The sequence below is a fragment of the Halobacillus litoralis genome (assembly GCF_020524085.2).
Taxonomy (GTDB): domain Bacteria; phylum Bacillota; class Bacilli; order Bacillales; family Halobacillaceae; genus Halobacillus; species Halobacillus litoralis_E.
On the sequence record NZ_CP129016.1, the window covers coordinates 1,232,036 to 1,249,126 of the forward strand.

Here is a 17,091-nt window from a genome sequence, read left to right on the forward strand (position 1 = left end):
AGAAAGAGGTGATACCTGTGAAATGGAAGAATAATCTAGCTGATCAGCTGGTCTGGTCAGGGGAGATTTCAAATCGTGATCGAAAAGAAAAAGTCGCCCAGCAAGTGAGCCGGTTTGTTAAGGATGGAGATGTCGTCGGCATCGGCTCAGGATCGACATCATTTCTTGCTCTCGAAAAGATTGCTAAAAGAGTGGCGGAGGAAAAGCTGGATATATTAGCTGTTCCTACTTCTAAGGAGGCAGAAATGAACTGCAGTTATTATGGACTGACGACGACTTCTCTTCTCAATCACCGGCCGGATTGGGGATTTGATGGCGCGGACGAGGTAGATGGAGAACACCGTCTCATCAAAGGAAGAGGGGGCGCCCTTTTTGCAGAGAAGCTTGTAATGGCAAGCGCTGAAAAAACGTATATTTTAGTAGATGAAAGCAAGCATGTTGAAAAGCTTGGGGAGAAGTTTGCGGTTCCATTAGAAGTGGATCCACGAGCGGTTCATCTTGTAGAAACAGCCCTTCAGACTTTTACGTGTGATCACATTCAGCTGCGTATGGCGACAGCGAAGGATGGTCCGGTTATGACCGAAGCCGGCAATGTGATTATCGACGTCAGGTTTGCTGATATACACGATACGCTGGAAAAAGAGTTGAGCGCGATCCCAGGTGTTATAGAAACGGGGCTTTTCATTGGGTATTCCGTGGAAATTTTAACAGTATGACGCCCATTTTACTTATATTTATTGGTACATCGTAATACTTTTTCTATAATAGTAGTAAATCCTTATTCAAAGGGGAATCATTATGGGACTGCCAAACAGGATTGCTTACCAGGATCAACGATACCCGTATGTAGTACTTGCACCGATCGGAAAGAAGAACAAACAAATCCGGTCGATTGGACATAAATTTGAACGGGGGTTACTATCCAGGCTTAACGACGCAATCGTGGATCAAATCAACGACAAAGCTCTTGATGTTGCAAACATTCGCCCCTACCTAGGGTTGTCAGGGAAAGCTGTCCTACCGGTTTCTTTTGAAAAAGAAGAGACGATCCATCCACACTTGTTGCGCCCAGAATTGTTTTTATGGAGGTCCTTGTCGGAAGAACATGGACTACCTTTAAAAGAGGAGTTTTTATACAGTACAGATTTTACCCAGCTCTCCTCGGAACAACTTTATGAACACGTAGGGGAAGTGCTTGAGGACTATCTGTTTTTATCACATATAAGTGAATACGACCGCAAGGATTGGATTGATAAAATATCTGCTGCTTTTCACAATCACCCGATCGTACGATTGTTCCATGAGAAAAGGGATGTCATTGATGCAGTTGAAGTCATGAATCAATCTGCTCTCCTATCGGTTCTTAATTACCCGGAGGATGTGGCCTACTGGCGTCACAGAGTCAACATCGTTATGCGTCCTTTCCGCACTTTACCAGCAGATTGGTTGGAAGGAAGGGAAGGGAGTTGTCCGCATAATAAATCGCTCGCCTTTCTCTCAAAGGAGCGGTGCATCTGTTGCACTTGTGAAAGATGTGATTATACCCTTCTTTATTACATTGATGAAGACAGAGTTGCTCTTGAAGAAGAATTCGATGTGGAACGAGCGACGAAACGAGTCATTACCATTGAGAAACAATTCAATGAAATCGCTGTACAAAACCAGCGCCTCCTTGAACAACTGATTCAATTAAGGGGGTTGAAAAAACAGTTGACTGTCGCCAGAAAAACGCTCGATGAAAGTTTAGATGTTGTCAGACAGATTCAACGTTATCAGCGTAAAACAGAAGGTATGGAATCGCATCCACTCCTCTACATGTATGATAAATTAAACCGGAGTCGAATCCCTGAACGTATAACGGAATCTGAGCTGATATGGCTTTCCGGAATAGAGCTCGACGACGTAAGAATGTTGAAAGAACTCCGGGATTGGCAGAAGATTGTTCCGGAAAATGTATATCCGATGACCAGCCACGTCTTAGAAGAGTTGAAAAATAAATTGAGTGAGGTTCGCTATGAAGAGAATGATGTAATCATTACCGTCAAAGGAAGATCGCTGACCTATGCAGAAACTCAACAAGTGCTGGACTTGATCTACTATTACGGAACCGATTACCCGGCCCATACCTTAGTACAAGTGCTTGCTGGAAAAGCAACCAACAAACTTAGGCAACTCCACCTGCATGAAACACGATGGTTTGGCATCCTTTCCAGTTGGCCTGAAAAACATATTCAAAAACTTTTCAACCAGCTTGAAAAACAAGGATGGCTTATGAAACAACAAAAAGGCTATTCCATCAGCGACTACGCAGAAGAGGTCATGTAATTCTGTTTTGTGAAGGGTAGAGCTTCAGGTCGGCATGCATATTCTTGAGTTTGTTTGTGCACCTTAGCGGTTAATGTCACGAAGGTCTCTGCCCCCAGGTACAACATCAGATGAATACCGTAAACGGTTTTTAGCTTCTTCACTAATCACAAATACAAGCATAAAGACCTGCTGAAAGGCAGGTCTTATTTAATCGCAGGTGTAATGGAAAGCGGTTACTTATGCTATAATGCCATTACATCCATTAAAGAAAATAGGTTTCTAAATAAAACCATATTCTGTTTTGAATCCGTTCATACCTTTTTTATTAACCCTTTTTAAATAGGGACATTACATAAGCGGCACGGGGCAAACATGATAGAACCATCCATAAAAAACATGGATGGAAACTTGTTTTGGGAGGAGTTTTTTTCCATGAAATCGATTTTTCATCGAGCACTGGGTGAGCAATTCCATAATCTTCATCCAGAGCTTCAAAAGAAGTACGGATTAACGAGTAAACAAAATCTAATGATCCTTGGACAAGGGAGAATGACTGAAATCAGAGGGACACATCCATTACTGCGACCTTTCCTTCAGGTGGGAACAAAAGATCATCTTGTGTTTGCAGAACGAGGGAAAGATGTGCCATTCACCCTTGAGAATTATATCTATGTAGATGAAAGAGGACGAGAGACGATCAGTTGGATTCGAAGGTTTTTCTTCCCTTACTCTATTCGAGGTTTTGATGCAGCAATGCGATTCGATGAAGAGAAAGGTTGTATCGTTGATGATCTCGGAAAGACAGGGCTTCTACAAACAGAGCTCGACATCCATGTCACTGCAGAAGGCGGACTTTATATGGAGTCTAAAGCAATGAATCTAGATGGACTCATGTCTATGGCCAATCCGACGACCAGTGTATACGAGCATTATGATGAAGAGGAAGGAGCTTTTCGGGTGCATGTACACACGGAGCACCCGCTCTTAGGAACGCTTCTCATGTATGAAGGGACAGTCCATACGGAATTTTTACCAATGACTTTTAACAATATACCTGAACGCGGCGTCTTAGACTGAAGGAGGGACAGCAGTGACAAATCATAAAAATGATGGAAACGAGAACATTCATACTGATTTTTCAAGCCGGATGACCTATGGTGAATACTTGAATTTGAATGAACTGCTATCTGCCCAAAATCGGCTATCCTCCCATCATGATGAGATGCTCTTTATTATCATTCATCAAGTCAGTGAACTATGGATGAAGTTGACGTTACATGAACTTCAAGCAGCTATAGAAGCCATCAGGGAAGACCAAATGCAGGCGGCTTTTAAGATGCTGGCACGCGTATCCAGCATTCAGAAACAGATTATTCAAGCGTGGGATGTACTTTCGACATTGACCCCGTCAGAATATATGGAGTTCCGTGATCATCTTGGACAGGCTTCCGGATTCCAATCCTATCAGTACAGAATGATTGAATTTGCACTGGGGTATAAAACCCCTCACGTATTAAAGATCTACGCAAAAGATCCTGATCTGCATCATCGACTTGATGGGGCTTATCGTGCACCAAGCCTTTACGATGCTGCCATTGAGAAGTTATCGGATTCTGGTTTTCCGATTTCAGAGAAATTGTTGGACCGCGATTACACACAGCTTTATGAAAAGGACTCGAGCGTAGAAGTTGCCTGGACGAATGTCTATAAAGATGTGGAGCAATATTGGGACTTGTACCAATTAGGGGAGAAGCTTGTTGACATTGAAGACAGTCTCCAGCAATGGCGTTTCCGTCATATGAAAACCGTCGAACGGATCATCGGTCACAAAAAAGGCACGGGCGGATCTTCGGGTGTCGGCTACTTAAAGAAAGTCCTCGACCACCGCTTCTTTCCCGAACTATGGGACGTCCGCACCAACATCTAGAACTTTCCTTTTGGGAGAGTTCTTTTTTTTATGCCGTTTTATGGCAGGATTCTTGAAGGCTCAGTTTCGAGATGTTCTCGGGAATCGCTGCCTGGGTTAAGCGTCAGTGGAGGCTGGGAAGCTACTGAATTCCTGCGGGGATGACGGAGAGCCTCCTATGGGGTGTGCGGGAAAGTTGAGAACCCGGAAGGCTGAGCCTGAGGAGGCTCAGGGCCCGCCCCATGGAAGCGAACCTTTTCCCGAATTGCCTAAAATCACACAGACGCCTCGATACTGAGTATTCCACAATTGGGAGCGTTCAAGAAATAGGGGGGTTGTTGAATTAACTTAATTTACTGAATATATCGAAGTAATTAAGTCATTGTTACATTTGTGTTACAATAGATTGTGTGACTATGAGATAAAGAGGGAAAATCATGAGACAACCGATTATATATACCATTTTGTTTGTTTTGTTGACGGCGTCCGGCTGTTCTTTCATTGCAAATGCTAATGAAGAGTCGGGAGAGAAGACGGGTAATCAGGAAATGTATAAAGTGAGTATAGAAACAGATATCAATGAATACGAAGAGTATCACATGACTGCGCATTATCCACAAACACCGAATAACCAAATTGACCAAACTATTATAGATTATGTGAATCAGCAGAAAGCTTTGTTTAAACAAGAAAGCTATAAAAGTAAGCAAAAAAATGATGGAAGCCAGTCGCATGAACTGCACATTGATTTTGAAGTCATTCATCAAAACCAACGTTTTTTTGTTGTGAGGTTTATAGAAACCATGGACCTTGGTGAAGACGGCGTCATGACCAACCAAACCATCATGAATTTCGATAAGAAAAATGGCAAAGCTTTGTCGCTGGAAGAATTATTCAAAGAAGACATCTATTATGTTGATCGTCTTCACTCCTGGACGAAAGAGAAATTGATAGATGCCGGTGAAGAACACTCGAAGATTCTGGATAAGCTTGAGGCTAAACCTGAATTCTACGAAAATATCGCTATGACGGGTGAAGGAGTCCTTGTATTTTTAGATGATCCAGCTAATGGGGAACCATTTCGTGTGATGATCGAAAAGGATAAAGTATCTAAACTTCTTCGTTCAGAGTACAAAGATGCCATTAAAGAGACGCCTGAAGCAACGTCTGATCCCACTACCGAGGATCAGGGAAGCGATATGAAATACCAGGATTTTTCTTTAGAAAACCATCTGCATGAGGAAGGGAAAGAAGTGGCATTAACCTTCGATGATGGTCCTCATCCGGAAGTGACTAGAAAAATCCTTGATGTACTGGACAAGTATGAAGCGAAAGCCTCTTTCTTCATGATCGGAAAACGTGTGGGTTACTATCCCGAAGTGACTCAGGAAGTGAGTGAACGCGGGCACGAAATTGGCAACCATACGTGGAATCACCCCCGTTTGAGTCGCTTGTCTGATGACCAAATCCATCAGCAGATCTCATCGACTCAAACGATTTTGGAACAAGTGACCGGACAGAAGGTAGATTTACTGCGATTACCTTTTGGAAACATGCCTTCTGCCAGCTATCAAGGAGAAGGTAATGTTGTTCCGTGGACCATCTATTCTGAAAAATGGGAAGACCTAAAACCGGAAGCGGTAGCTGAAGATATTCTTTCTGAAGTAGAAGATGGTTCCATTATTTTGCTTCATGACCTTCAACTTTCTACAGTGGAAACCGTAGATCTTTTATTGGAAAAACTGACAGCTAAAGGATATAAAGTCGTTCCTGTCAGTCATTTTAGTGATAAACAAGAAAACCGTTCCGTTTTGGATTAAAAACGGAACGGTTTTTATTTTGCTTATACGGGTGGAAGTGTCATCGACAGGGAATTATTTTAATTGTTCTTCCACCCATTTGCCCCAACGGTCGAACTCTACGAGAAATCCATCATGACCATAGTCGGTGGATATGTGATGGTGCTTCCCTTTATTGCAGGAGATAGAGAAGGGGTGGATCAAGGCTTCCGGATAAAGAAGGTCGTGTTCAAAGCTGAAGGTATGAACCTCTGCTTTGTATTGCTTAGCTGCTTGTGCCCACCCATTTCTTCCTCGTCCGATGTCATGGTTGTTCATCGCCTCTAGAAGATAAAGATAGCTGTTGGCATCAAAGCGTTCTTTGATCTTATCGCCTTGATAATCCAAATAAGATTGGATTTCATAAGAGGTATCGGCGTGATAGGACCGGTCGAACCTTTTTTCAAATAAGGTACTGCTTCTGTACGTGACCATCCCTGTCATCCGGGCAATTTCGAATCCCTTTAGATCTTCATTGGAATGATAGTCTCCATTTCGGAAGTGGGGGTCACTCTTGATGGCACGAGCACCGATATGATTAAAAGCGATGCCGTAATCACTTAAATAAGGAGTCGCTGCGAGAATGAATAGTTTTTTCATAAAATCAGGGTAAAGCAGACCCCATTCGTACGTCTGCATACCTCCAAGCGATCCGCCTGCTATCGCATGGACATGAGTGATGTCTAAGCGATGTAAAGCTTTATATTGAGCGTGGACCATGTCCCGAATGGTAACTGTCGGAAAGGTTTGACGGTATGGTTCGCCTGTGTCTGGATTCATGCTCGCAGGCCCTGTAGATCCGTGACATCCACCAAGAACATTGAAGGTGATCACTTGATAGCGATTGGTGTCGATGGGACAATCTTCACCGATTAAACCGGCCCACCAGCCACGTTCATCCCTTGAACCGACGGCGAGCTGGTTGCCCGTTAATGCGTGGCATACGAGGATGACGGGAGCATTTGTCGGCCCGTATCTTTCGTAGGCAAGTTCGACATTCGAAAGTTTCTCACCAGACTCGAAGGTGAAAGCGCCGATCGATATCGATTGATTGGTTCTTGGGTGGCTGGTGGGGTTTTGTAATGACATGCTTTTCATGCTCCTTTCTTTCACTAGACTGATACGAGGGAAGTGGAAAAATCTTTCCCTGACCGGATATTCACAACAGCCTCATAAAGGCTTACCCCTGAAATGATGGCTGCATCTTCGTGAGTGATTGGTTTACGTGACCATAGAAGGGTTGGTTTAACTTCCTTCGCTATGTTCAAGACATCCTCATTTGCTTCCTCCACATAGACAATATCCCAGTTGACATTCGTTACTTTTTGAAGATCTTCAATGTGAGAGAAGGTAACAACTTCGAATCCCAGTCTTTCCAGCTTGCTCTGCTCTACAAGAAGAGCACTTGAGCCAACAATTCCGATTACTCTTTTTCTCAATTCCCCGTTCGAACGATCCAGGGAGGAAGATAAAACAGGCTCTGCCACATGCTTGCCTTTCCCGTAGGGTTTCTTATATCCAGTGGCGTGGAAAATGGCGTTGTCCAGGTCCTGAATTAAATCTTCTACAGACTCTAACCCGACAGACAAGCGGACAAGTTCTTCTGTTACACCTGATTTACTCAAGTTTTCATCGCTTAATTGCTGGTGGGTTGTAGAGGCCGGGTGGATGATTAAAGATTTAGCATCTCCGACGTTTGCTACATGCGACCAGATGGTGCTTTGATCAATTAGTTTGCGTCCTGCTTCACGCCCTCCTTTAATTCCGAAAACAACGATCGATCCATGACCGTAGTGGAAATATTTTTTTGCCAGGGAATAAGTGGGGTGATCCTTCAAGCCTGGATAATTCACCCATTCAACCCCTTCGTGATGGTTCAAATATTCGGCAATTTCCAAAGCCTGATCGGCATGTGTTTTCACTCGCAAGTGTAAAGTTTCCAAACCCTGCAAAAGTAAGAAAGCGTTTTGTGGGCTGAGACATGCCCCTATGTCTCGAAGCAGCTGTACGCGTAATTTTATGGCGAAAGCAGCGGGACCTACATCGATCCCGAATCGGATGCCGTTATAGCTTTCATCAGGCTCCGTAAATCCTGGGAATTTTTCATGATTCCAGTTGAAACGTCCACTATCAACGACAACACCTCCAATAGCCGTGCCATGTCCGCCAATCCATTTAGTGGCCGAGTGCACTACGATGTCAGCACCCCAATCAATCGGTCTACAGACATATGGGGTAGCGAATGTATTATCAATGATGAGAGGGATGTGGTGGTCATGAGCGACATCTGCAATCGCTTCAATGTCCAATACATTCAAGCTCGGATTACCGATCGTTTCAGCAAAAATCGCTTTTGTATGAGGAGTAATCGCCTTGGCGAATGATTCCGGATCATCTTCTTCAACAAAATGGACATTGATCCCATAGCGGGGGAGGGTGTGGACAAACAAATTGTAGGTCCCTCCATAGAGGTTTGTTGAAGTCACAATATCATCACCGGCTTTAGCGACATTCAGAATAGCCATCGTGATCGCAGACATACCTGATGCTGTCGCCACCGCCGCGGCCCCGTCCTCAAGAAGAGCGAGTCGTTGTTCAAATACATCGACGGTCGGGTTTCCGATGCGTGAATAAATGTTTCCAGGTTCCGCAAGCGAAAAAAGATTTTGAGCATGTTCCGTATCATTGAAAACATACGATGTCGTCTGATAAATCGGTACAGCGCGGGACCCTGTAGCTGGATCCGGTTCTTGACCGCCGTGAAGCAAATTCGTTTCAGGACCGAACGTATGGAATGGTGTACTCATGAAAAGTTCCTCCTCTGCTTTTTTCTAGGGCATCCACTTTGTAGAAGAGGGAAAACGAAAAGCCCTCTTCTGTAAGTAAGAAGAGGGCTTTATGTATCTCATACCTCCCCTTATCTTTCAGATCATGTGATCTGTAGGATGTAGCACCTTTTCAAGGTAATACCTTGAAGGTTGCCGGGCGTCGTAGGGCCTAGTCCCTCTGCCGCTCTCGATAAGAGTTGTTTTTATTCAATTTTTCTGACTTGTTTGAAATTATAAAGGCGTCTTTTCTCATTGTCAAACAATTTTGATACGTTTGAACCCTCCTAGCTGTGGGAATGGATAATTAAGTCTATGAGATAGGAGTGAAGTTCATGAAACAATATAGTGTTGTACCTAATAAAGATGTAACCGGCTGGTTTGTAAAAATTGAAGATGTCGCTCCGACAGATCTTTATGATGAGCGTGATACTGCGGTTGCTAAAGCAGAAGAAATCGCAAAGGAAAACAAACCGAGCAAACTTCAAATCTTGGATCAAAACCATGAAGTTGAAGAAGAGCGCACCTACTAACTAAAACTCCCCACCGCGGGAGTTTTTTTATGTGCAATTATCTATAATCAGTTATTAAAGTATATGGCAGGATTGTTGAAGGCTCAGTTTCGAGATGTTTGTGTGCGTTTAGGGGCTCCGGGAAACCGTTCGCTTTCCATGGGGCGGGCGGTGAGCCTCCTCGGACTTCGTCCTGCGGGGTCTCACCTGTCCCACACGTCCCATAGGAGTCTCACCGTTTCCCTCCGCCCCTTGGCCGTATGAGTGTCTCGAAACCACTTCTAGAATATGCAGTTATTTAGCTTGATACAGGGCGCTTTATGCTTATAACAGTAGTATAGTGGAAGACAATCCAAATGGGTAAAGGGGTTCGTTTCTCACATTCATCGAATGGGGTGGTTGGGAAGCTGCGAGACTCCCGCGGGAATGGATTGGCTGGCTAGACCCCACAGAGCGGAGCTGGAGGAGGCTTGCCGTCATCCCCGCAGGAAAGCGAGCGGCTTCCCAACCACCCCTAGCGCTTATTATGGCAACGAACCACGGAAACATCTCGAACTGAGTCTCCAACTGAAGGGAGCTTATCTACAACTGACCACTCTAGAGTTTTCGTGGTACTCCAGTTATGATGGAGGTAAACGATACGTGAAGGTGTGTGCAATCATGAATGCTCATTATGATGTCATTATCGTCGGTGCACGTGTAGCCGGCGCAAGTTTAGCTATATTGTTAGGAGAAATGGGGAAGAAGGTCCTCCTTGTTGATAAAGCCAGTTTTCCAAGTAATACATTATCCACTCATTTTATGTCCCACACAGGATTCTTAGAAAAATTAGGCGTGCTTAAGCAACTCGAAGAGTCGGGTTTGAGAAAAGTAACGAGAATGAGGACCTATATTGGGAGCAGTTTCGTAGAAGGACCAAGGACGTCCTATACCATCATTCCAAGAAGAGACAAGCTCGACTCCATGCTGATTGATCGAGCGGTCACTTTCCCATCCGTCCATTTCAAACCCGATACCGCGGCACGAGAATTGATCTGGGAAGAGGAGAAGGTCGTTGGCGTCAGTCTAATAGAAAAAGGGAGCCCACAAGATTTCTATGCTGATTTGATCGTTGGGGCTGATGGGAAAAACTCGAACATTGCTCATTGGACAGGTGCAGAGAAGTATGAAGAAACCAAGCCTTTGCGCCCGGTCGTCTACGGGTATTTTGAGGGGGTAGAGCCTTTACCGGAACCTGCTACAGAGATCTTTCTTCATGAAGGTCGAATTGGCTTTGTTTTTCCAATGGAGCCCAACCGAGACTGCCTGGGCATAGAAATCCATCCAGAAGAATTCAAATCGATGATGAAAAACCCGGAAGAATCGTTTAAACAAACGTTTGATCAAATGTACGGAATGAAGGAAAGAATGAAAGGTGCCAAGCTTCAAGGGAAGATCATTGGAACACCAGGCATGCCGAACTTTTTCCGAACGGCGTATGGTGATGGCTGGGCATTGATCGGAGATGCTGGCCACAGCAAAGACCCGAGTACAGGGTTAGGGATCAATGATGCATTTATGCAGTCATTCTTATTGGCCGATGCCTGCTTGAAGATCGATGAAGGAGTAACGGTGGATGAAGCAATGGAGGAGTTCGCAAGGAAGAGGGACGAGCAGCTTTTCCCTGGTTTCCAAATGACCCTTCATTACATCCAGTCCTTAAGAAAATGGACAGATAATGAATTGGCTTTGTTTCAATCGATGGCAGCAAATCCAATGGTATGGAACAAACTGGTCCCCAATTTATCCCGTCATTTAGAAAATGATGCTGCAGATTTTCCTCTTCTTCATACAGCGATGCAAATGGAAGCAGAACAGTTCGGATTTAAAAAGGAATCCTAGCGATAAAAGTAGAATGTAGGTAATGAGGTGATCAAGATGGAATGGACGAAAGAAACCGCATTTACAAAATTGCAGGAAATCTATAATGATAAAGTCATGCAGGATGAAAAACGGAGAGTTTTCCAACAGGTGCACAACCATTTGCAACAACATCTCGATGATTTGGCTGTCCAATCGGGTTTGAAGGAAAAAGCGCAGGAACAGCTGAAGTTCTTTAAGGAATATACGTTCATGCCAGGAGACAACTTGTTTCAGTCGATGCGCTACGTGTTCTTAATTGCCCGTGGTGAAAAAGAAAGAGATCCTGAAGAGACACGTCAGCATTTGAACCGCATCTACCGTTCACTTTACCAGCCGGCAGGGCTTAAAAACCCTTATATTCCTGATTCCTTTTGGGAAACCCCGCTTGGTGTAGCTTGTTTAGTCGCAGAAGAAGGCGTAGAAGCTGTCTATCCAATTCTCGATGAAGTACTAGAAGCAGAACGTGTATAACAAAAAGCTCAGGCCAGATGCCTGAGCTTTTTATATAACCATAGAATTGGGAGACTCTTTTTATAATTGATAGTATTTTTTGATGCTGGCGATCGTTTCGGTGTAAAGTGAGGAACCTTCGAGGTTTGCCATCATTCCCTTTAAAATGGCAGATCGAGGCTGTTCCTTCTTCATCTCTTCAGTCAGGACATGCACCGTATCTTTAATCTCCTGGTCTCCTTCGTTGGCTAGTTCCTCTAAACTAGATAGCAATCGCTCTTTTTCTTTTCCATAGAAGGTAGCAGGTAAGAGCTGGCGCATGGTTCCTTCCGTTATGACTGGTTGGTCACCACTCTTTTCAAAACCTTCGACAATGTAGTCTGTTCTGCGTAACATCGCTTCCGTTAGGGCCTCGAGGTCTAAATCAGCCCCTTCAATAATGATTAGATCCATATACCCTTTGAACATTCCCTGCAGGATCAGGCTGACCTCCCATCCGGTTTCACTCACCCGCTCCTGATAGATGTTTTGCAAGTGGGTTTTGTAGAAAAGATAGGAGTTCACACGCATCTGAGTGAGGAATTGTTCAATGTTTTCATTAAAGGGAATGGCTTGTTCACGGATTTGCATAATGATGAATTCACGGTGATCGGCTAGTTCTTCGAATGTGACCTGCAATTGTTTCTTAAACTTAGTACGATCATCAGCATCGAGCTTTTGAATTTCGTCAATGCGCGTCTGAATCCGTTGATAATAATAATTGAAAATGTCGAGCAGCAAAGCATCTTTCGATTTGAAATGGAGATAGAATGCTCCTTTGGATATTCCGCATGCACTTGCGATTTCCTGAACGGAAGTAGAGCTGAATCCTTTTTTGGCAAACAGTTTGATGGACTGTTCGATAATATATATTGATTTTTGTTCCATGGTTGTCGCTCCTTCAAACTTGGAGAAGTTGATGTTTTCTCTTGACCTCTGACCAGTTGGTCATTTATATTTTATAGTGTTATGACTAACTGGTCAATAAAGGGGAGAGTTGAGTATGAAACGAATCATCGATTTTTCGATGAACAACAAATTTGCAATTTGGCTGATGACAATCCTCATTACCGCTGCAGGTTTATATGCTGGATTGAATATGAAGCTTGAAACGATACCAGATATCGAGCCACCGATCATTACGGTGACAACGACGTATCCAGGGGCTACACCAGAAGAGGTGGCTGATCAAATATCAGAACCACTTGAACAGCAAGTGAGCAATTTAAGTGGAGTGAAGACAGTCAGTTCTTCATCTTTTCAAAATGCTTCTTCGCTTCAGTTGGAATATAGCTTTGATAAAAGTTTAGATGAAGCAGAGGATGAATTGCAAGAAGCCGTCAATCAAGTGACTTTGCCGGAAGGAGCAGAAGAGCCTTCCGTATCTCGTCTGAACTTCAACGCTTTTCCTGTCGTGAGCTTGAGTGCCATCAATGGAGATGGGTCTCTTGAACAATTGACGACAACAGTAGAAGAAGAGATTGTGCCTTCTCTTGAGGGGCTTGAAGGTGTTGCGGATGTGCAGGTTTCCGGGCAGCAGCTTGAAGAAGTCCGGATTGATTTGAATGAAGAAGTATTGAATGAACGGGGTCTCGACCAAGAAACCATTACAAGTTTCATTCAAGGGTCGGATGTTTCCTTCCCGCTAGGTTTGTACACGTTTGATGATACTCAGAAATCTGTCGTCATTGATGGAAACCTTACAAGTGTAGAAGAATTGAAAGAATTGAAGATCCCTGCTATTCCTTCTGCAGGAGGGGCTCAGCAAGGTCAACAAATGCCTTCGCAAGGAGCAGAGCAAATTCCTCCAGAAGCACAGCAAGGAGGTCAGGGACAGGGAGCGACGACCGGTGACATGCCAGCAATGGATGGCATTCCGACGGTCACCCTGGGCGAAATTGCTGATGTAGAGGTCGTTGGAGAGGCTGAATCCATTTCCCGTACGAATGGAGAAGATTCCATTTCCTTGCAGATTGTCAAATCACAAGAAGCGAATACGGTTGATGTCGTAAACCTTGTAAAAGAAGAAACAGAATCTTTCCAGTAAGAGCTGGATGGGGTAGAGTTTGTGTACTCCTTTGACCAGGGCGAGCCGATTGAAGAGTCTGTCAGTACCATGCTTAATAAGGCATTGTTTGGTGGAATATTTGCTGTCCTCGTCATCTTATTGTTCTTACGCAACATCAAGACGACACTGATCTCTGTCATTTCCATTCCGCTATCCTTATTGATTGCCATTCTATTCTTGAACTGGATGGACATCACTTTGAATATCATGACCCTCGGAGCCATGACGGTTGCGATCGGACGTGTGGTGGATGACTCGATTGTTGTTGTTGAGAACATATACAGACGGATGTCGTTATCGGAAGAGAAGTTAAAAGGAAAAGCACTGATTCGTGAATCGACGAAAGAGATGTTCATGCCGATCCTTTCATCGACGCTTGTAACGATCGCTGTGTTCCTGCCGCTGGGCCTTGTGGAAGGTACAGTCGGTCAAATATTCTTACCGTTTGCACTAACCGTAGTTTTTGCCTTGTTAGCCTCTTTGCTTGTGGCTGTTACCATTGTCCCGATGCTGTCTCATTCTCTATTAAAAGAATCGAAGATAAAGGGACGTACACATGAAGAAGGGGCAGGAAAACTCGCTCTTTTCTATAAAAAGGTCCTGAATAGTACGCTGAACCATAAAATCATTTCCAGCATCATCGCTGTCTTGGTTCTTGTCGGAAGTATCGCTCTTCTTCCACTTGTGGGAACAAGTTTTCTTCCTGAACAAGAACAGAAAATGGTCGTTGCAACCTTCAGTCCTGAACCGGGGCAGACATCAGACGATGTGGAACGTATCGCTGAAGATGCACAGCAATTCTTTATGGACCGTGATGGAGCGGAAACGGTTCAATACTCTGTCGGTGGCGAAAACCCGATGAACCCTGGCGCTTCCAATCAAGCCATGTTTTACGTGGAATATGCCGATGATACCGAAGAATTTTTGGAAGAAACGCAAGCCGTCATAGACAGCTTGAATGAACAAACCGAAAACGGCGAATGGATGAGTCAGGATTTCTCTGGAGCAGGATCAAGCAGTGGACTTGAACTGCGTGTGTACGGAGATAATACAGAAGAAATCAAACCAGTCGTAACTGAAGTTGAAGAACTTCTTGCAGAAGAAGAGAATTTGAGAAACGTCGATTCCAGCCTTTCAGAGTCCTACGAGGAATATACGCTTGTAGCCGACCATGAACGTCTTAGTGAATTAGGTCTTACAGCTGCCCAAATCGGCATGGAGCTCGGGCAAAATCGTCAGGAGCCCGTAATCACGACGATTGAACGGGATGGAGAGGAACTGAATGTCTATCTCGAAGTTGAAAAAGAAGACATTACTGGAATTGAAGACTTAACTGAGAAAGAAATCACATCTCCAACGGGTCAGACAGTCGCCATCAGTGAACTTGTCGAAATCGAAGAGGGGACAACAGCTGATACAATTACACGGAGAAATGGACGTGTGTATGCAAGTGTCAGTGCGGAAATTACAGTAGATGACGTGGGTGCCGTTTCTCAAGATGTCAATGAAAAAGTACAGGACATTGACACGCCATCCGGTGTTGAAATTACTCAAGGCGGGGTAGCGGAAGATATTAATGAATCGTTCTCCCAATTAGGTATAGCCATGCTTGCGGCTATCGCAATCGTGTACTTGATCCTTGTTGTTTTCTTTGGCGGAGGACTTGCGCCACTAGCAATTCTATTCTCTTTACCGTTTACCATTATCGGAGCGGTTCTTGGATTATTGATCAGTGGAGAAACGCTTAGTATTTCTGCCATGATCGGTGCATTGATGCTGATCGGAATTGTTGTGACCAATGCGATCGTTCTCGTCGACCGTGTCATTTATAAAGAAAAAGAAGGCTTCTCTACACGCGAAGCGCTGCTCGATGCTGGAATGACTAGACTCCGCCCGATCTTGATGACAGCTCTTGCCACAATCGGAGCCCTGCTTCCGCTGGCGCTTGGATTTGAAGGTGGTTCAATCATCAGTAAAGGTCTTGGAGTTACGGTTATCGGAGGGTTAGCGAGTTCCACACTCCTAACACTACTCATCGTACCGCTGGCGTACGAAACATTAATGAAGTTCCGTAGACAGAAAAAGACAGAAACTGCGAAATAGATTTTGGTAGAATAAGAACATCCTCACATGATGAGGGTGTTCTTTTTTTCTAAACATGTAAGAAGATATCGTTTTATTTATATGGCAGTGGGAATGGACTATAAATCGTTGAATGGAGGGGTTCGGATGGATCATTATGAAATTACGATCATAGGTGCGGGACTGGCCGGCATTACAGCAGCACGGAGATTAAAGAAACAAGGCAGAAGTAATCTCTTGTTAACAGATAAAAGTAAAAGTGTCGGTGGACGACTCGCCACAAGAAGAGTAGCAGATGGAAGGGCCGATCACGGAGCACAATTTTTCACCGTACGAACAGATGAATTAGAAGAAGAGGTGCAGGGTTGGCTCGATCAAGGATGGATTAAACAATGGTTTGGAGAGAAATACCCTCGCTACACCGCTGTACAGGGCATGAACGGCCTTGCGAAGCAGTTAGCTTCAGGTCTTCCCACTTCCCTACATACGAAAGTAGTCAAACTGCTTGAAGTAGAGGGAGGATATCGCCTTTATAGTGAAGACGGAAAAGAGTGGCAATCAGATAAAGTACTTCTGACAATGCCATCACCTCAGATCACTGAATTATTGAAGAATAGTGAAGTGGAGGTTGAAGAAGAAGAACTGAAGCAACTTAGGGGCATTTATTTCGAACCAACGTATGTTGGCATTTTCCATTTCAAAGAAGAGACGGAACTACCGGAAGATGGCCATGTAGATGTGGGCCTGCCTGAAGGGATGGAACGGATGGTCGATCATCGAAAAAAAGGGATATCAGATGATACGATTGTGAGCGTCTATATGGAAGCGGACTGGTCACGGAAACATTATGGTGAAGATTACGTGATGTCATTAATTAAAGAAAAGGCAGCGGGTTATCTGAACTGGAAACAGCTGGAGTCCGAACAGTTGAAACGTTGGAGGTACGCCCAGGCCAAAAAAGTGATGCGGCAGCCTTATGTCGATCTCTCAGGAGATGGACGTCTCGTAGTCGCCGGTGATGCATTTTTGAGACTAAATGATGAAGCCGGACGCACGAGGTTTGAAAGTGCTTATCTCTCAGGGAAAGATGCGGCAGCTTATTTGAGTTGGTGAGCTTATGTTAGGCGGTCTGCCTAACAAAGCGAAAGGTCATCCGTTTTGA

General features: G+C 44.3%; 12 protein-coding genes, 1 pseudogene and 1 riboswitch. Of the genes and pseudogenes, 10 read left to right on the plus strand and 3 right to left on the minus strand.

The features are described from left to right. Positions 1 to 17: 17 nt before the first annotated feature. The 5 genes from rpiA (at position 18) to LC065_RS06385 (ending at position 6,033) form a co-directional block, all read left to right on the plus strand. Positions 18 to 716 (plus strand): ribose 5-phosphate isomerase A, encoded by a 699-nt coding sequence (gene rpiA / locus LC065_RS06365; protein WP_226594986.1) that lies wholly within the window; start codon positions 18 to 20, stop codon positions 714 to 716. An 82-nt stretch (positions 717 to 798) separates the two neighbouring features. Beyond that, the gene (locus LC065_RS06370; RefSeq protein WP_226594989.1) at positions 799 to 2,325 is read left to right on the plus strand and encodes an RQC-minor-2 family DNA-binding protein; all 1,527 of its coding nucleotides are present in this window, start codon (positions 799 to 801) and stop codon (positions 2,323 to 2,325) included. A 414-nt stretch (positions 2,326 to 2,739) separates the two neighbouring features. Next, complete coding sequence (locus LC065_RS06375; protein ID WP_226594991.1) at positions 2,740 to 3,384, plus strand: DUF4166 domain-containing protein; 645 nt, start codon at positions 2,740 to 2,742, stop codon at positions 3,382 to 3,384. A gap of 13 nt (positions 3,385 to 3,397) precedes the next feature. Then, entirely contained in the window at positions 3,398 to 4,234 is an 837-nt protein-coding gene (gene kynA / locus LC065_RS06380) for a tryptophan 2,3-dioxygenase (protein WP_226594993.1), read from the plus strand. A 416-nt stretch (positions 4,235 to 4,650) separates the two neighbouring features. Then, complete coding sequence (locus LC065_RS06385; RefSeq protein ID WP_226594995.1) at positions 4,651 to 6,033, plus strand: polysaccharide deacetylase family protein; 1,383 nt, start codon at positions 4,651 to 4,653, stop codon at positions 6,031 to 6,033. Between the two features lie 54 nt (positions 6,034 to 6,087). Here the strand turns inward: LC065_RS06385 and metX are convergent, their stop codons facing one another. Next, on the minus strand, positions 6,088 to 7,140 hold the full coding sequence (gene metX, locus LC065_RS06390; protein ID WP_226594997.1) for a homoserine O-acetyltransferase MetX: 1,053 nt from the start codon (positions 7,138 to 7,140) through the stop codon (positions 6,088 to 6,090). A gap of 23 nt (positions 7,141 to 7,163) precedes the next feature. Further along, positions 7,164 to 8,858 carry an O-acetylhomoserine aminocarboxypropyltransferase/cysteine synthase family protein gene (locus LC065_RS06395; protein ID WP_226594999.1) on the minus strand — a complete coding sequence of 565 codons (1,695 nt, stop codon included), beginning with the start codon at positions 8,856 to 8,858 and terminating at the stop codon, positions 7,164 to 7,166. 107 nt (positions 8,859 to 8,965) lie between these two features. Then, a riboswitch (SAM riboswitch) is annotated at positions 8,966 to 9,076 on the minus strand. 135 nt (positions 9,077 to 9,211) lie between these two features. Here LC065_RS06395 and LC065_RS06400 point away from each other — a divergent pair. The 3 genes from LC065_RS06400 (at position 9,212) to LC065_RS06410 (ending at position 11,761) form a co-directional block, all read left to right on the plus strand. Continuing rightward, complete coding sequence (locus LC065_RS06400) at positions 9,212 to 9,409, plus strand: DUF2188 domain-containing protein (RefSeq protein ID WP_089653746.1); 198 nt, start codon at positions 9,212 to 9,214, stop codon at positions 9,407 to 9,409. A gap of 639 nt (positions 9,410 to 10,048) precedes the next feature. Next, the gene (locus LC065_RS06405; RefSeq protein WP_226595001.1) at positions 10,049 to 11,269 is read left to right on the plus strand and encodes an NAD(P)/FAD-dependent oxidoreductase; all 1,221 of its coding nucleotides are present in this window, start codon (positions 10,049 to 10,051) and stop codon (positions 11,267 to 11,269) included. 36 nt (positions 11,270 to 11,305) lie between these two features. After that, on the plus strand, positions 11,306 to 11,761 hold the full coding sequence (locus LC065_RS06410; RefSeq protein ID WP_115823467.1) for a hypothetical protein: 456 nt from the start codon (positions 11,306 to 11,308) through the stop codon (positions 11,759 to 11,761). A 60-nt stretch (positions 11,762 to 11,821) separates the two neighbouring features. Here LC065_RS06410 and LC065_RS06415 read toward each other — a convergent pair whose 3' ends face one another. Further along, a complete protein-coding gene (locus LC065_RS06415) occupies positions 11,822 to 12,667 on the minus strand; it encodes a TetR/AcrR family transcriptional regulator (RefSeq protein WP_226595003.1) in 846 nt (281 codons plus the stop codon). Between the two features lie 115 nt (positions 12,668 to 12,782). Here LC065_RS06415 and LC065_RS06420 point away from each other — a divergent pair. Both LC065_RS06420 and LC065_RS06425 read left to right on the plus strand, forming a co-directional pair. Then, positions 12,783 to 15,950, plus strand: a pseudogene (locus LC065_RS06420) (efflux RND transporter permease subunit). 126 nt (positions 15,951 to 16,076) lie between these two features. Beyond that, positions 16,077 to 17,042, plus strand: a complete 966-nt coding sequence (locus LC065_RS06425) for an NAD(P)/FAD-dependent oxidoreductase (protein WP_226595007.1) — start codon at positions 16,077 to 16,079, stop codon at positions 17,040 to 17,042. The last annotated feature ends 49 nt before the right edge of the window (positions 17,043 to 17,091 follow it).

Coding starts and splice junctions, on each gene's coding strand:
- LC065_RS06370 (WP_226594989.1), top strand. CDS start 799: ATGGGACTGCCAAACAGGATTGCTTACCAGGATCAACGATACCCGTAT.
- LC065_RS06375 (WP_226594991.1), top strand. CDS start 2,740: ATGAAATCGATTTTTCATCGAGCACTGGGTGAGCAATTCCATAATCTT.
- LC065_RS06385 (WP_226594995.1), top strand. CDS start 4,651: ATGAGACAACCGATTATATATACCATTTTGTTTGTTTTGTTGACGGCG.
- metX (WP_226594997.1), bottom strand. CDS start 7,140: ATGTCATTACAAAACCCCACCAGCCACCCAAGAACCAATCAATCGATA.
- LC065_RS06395 (WP_226594999.1), bottom strand. CDS start 8,858: ATGAGTACACCATTCCATACGTTCGGTCCTGAAACGAATTTGCTTCAC.
- LC065_RS06400 (WP_089653746.1), top strand. CDS start 9,212: ATGAAACAATATAGTGTTGTACCTAATAAAGATGTAACCGGCTGGTTT.
- LC065_RS06405 (WP_226595001.1), top strand. CDS start 10,049: ATGAATGCTCATTATGATGTCATTATCGTCGGTGCACGTGTAGCCGGC.
- LC065_RS06410 (WP_115823467.1), top strand. CDS start 11,306: ATGGAATGGACGAAAGAAACCGCATTTACAAAATTGCAGGAAATCTAT.
- LC065_RS06415 (WP_226595003.1), bottom strand. CDS start 12,667: ATGGAACAAAAATCAATATATATTATCGAACAGTCCATCAAACTGTTT.
- LC065_RS06425 (WP_226595007.1), top strand. CDS start 16,077: ATGGATCATTATGAAATTACGATCATAGGTGCGGGACTGGCCGGCATT.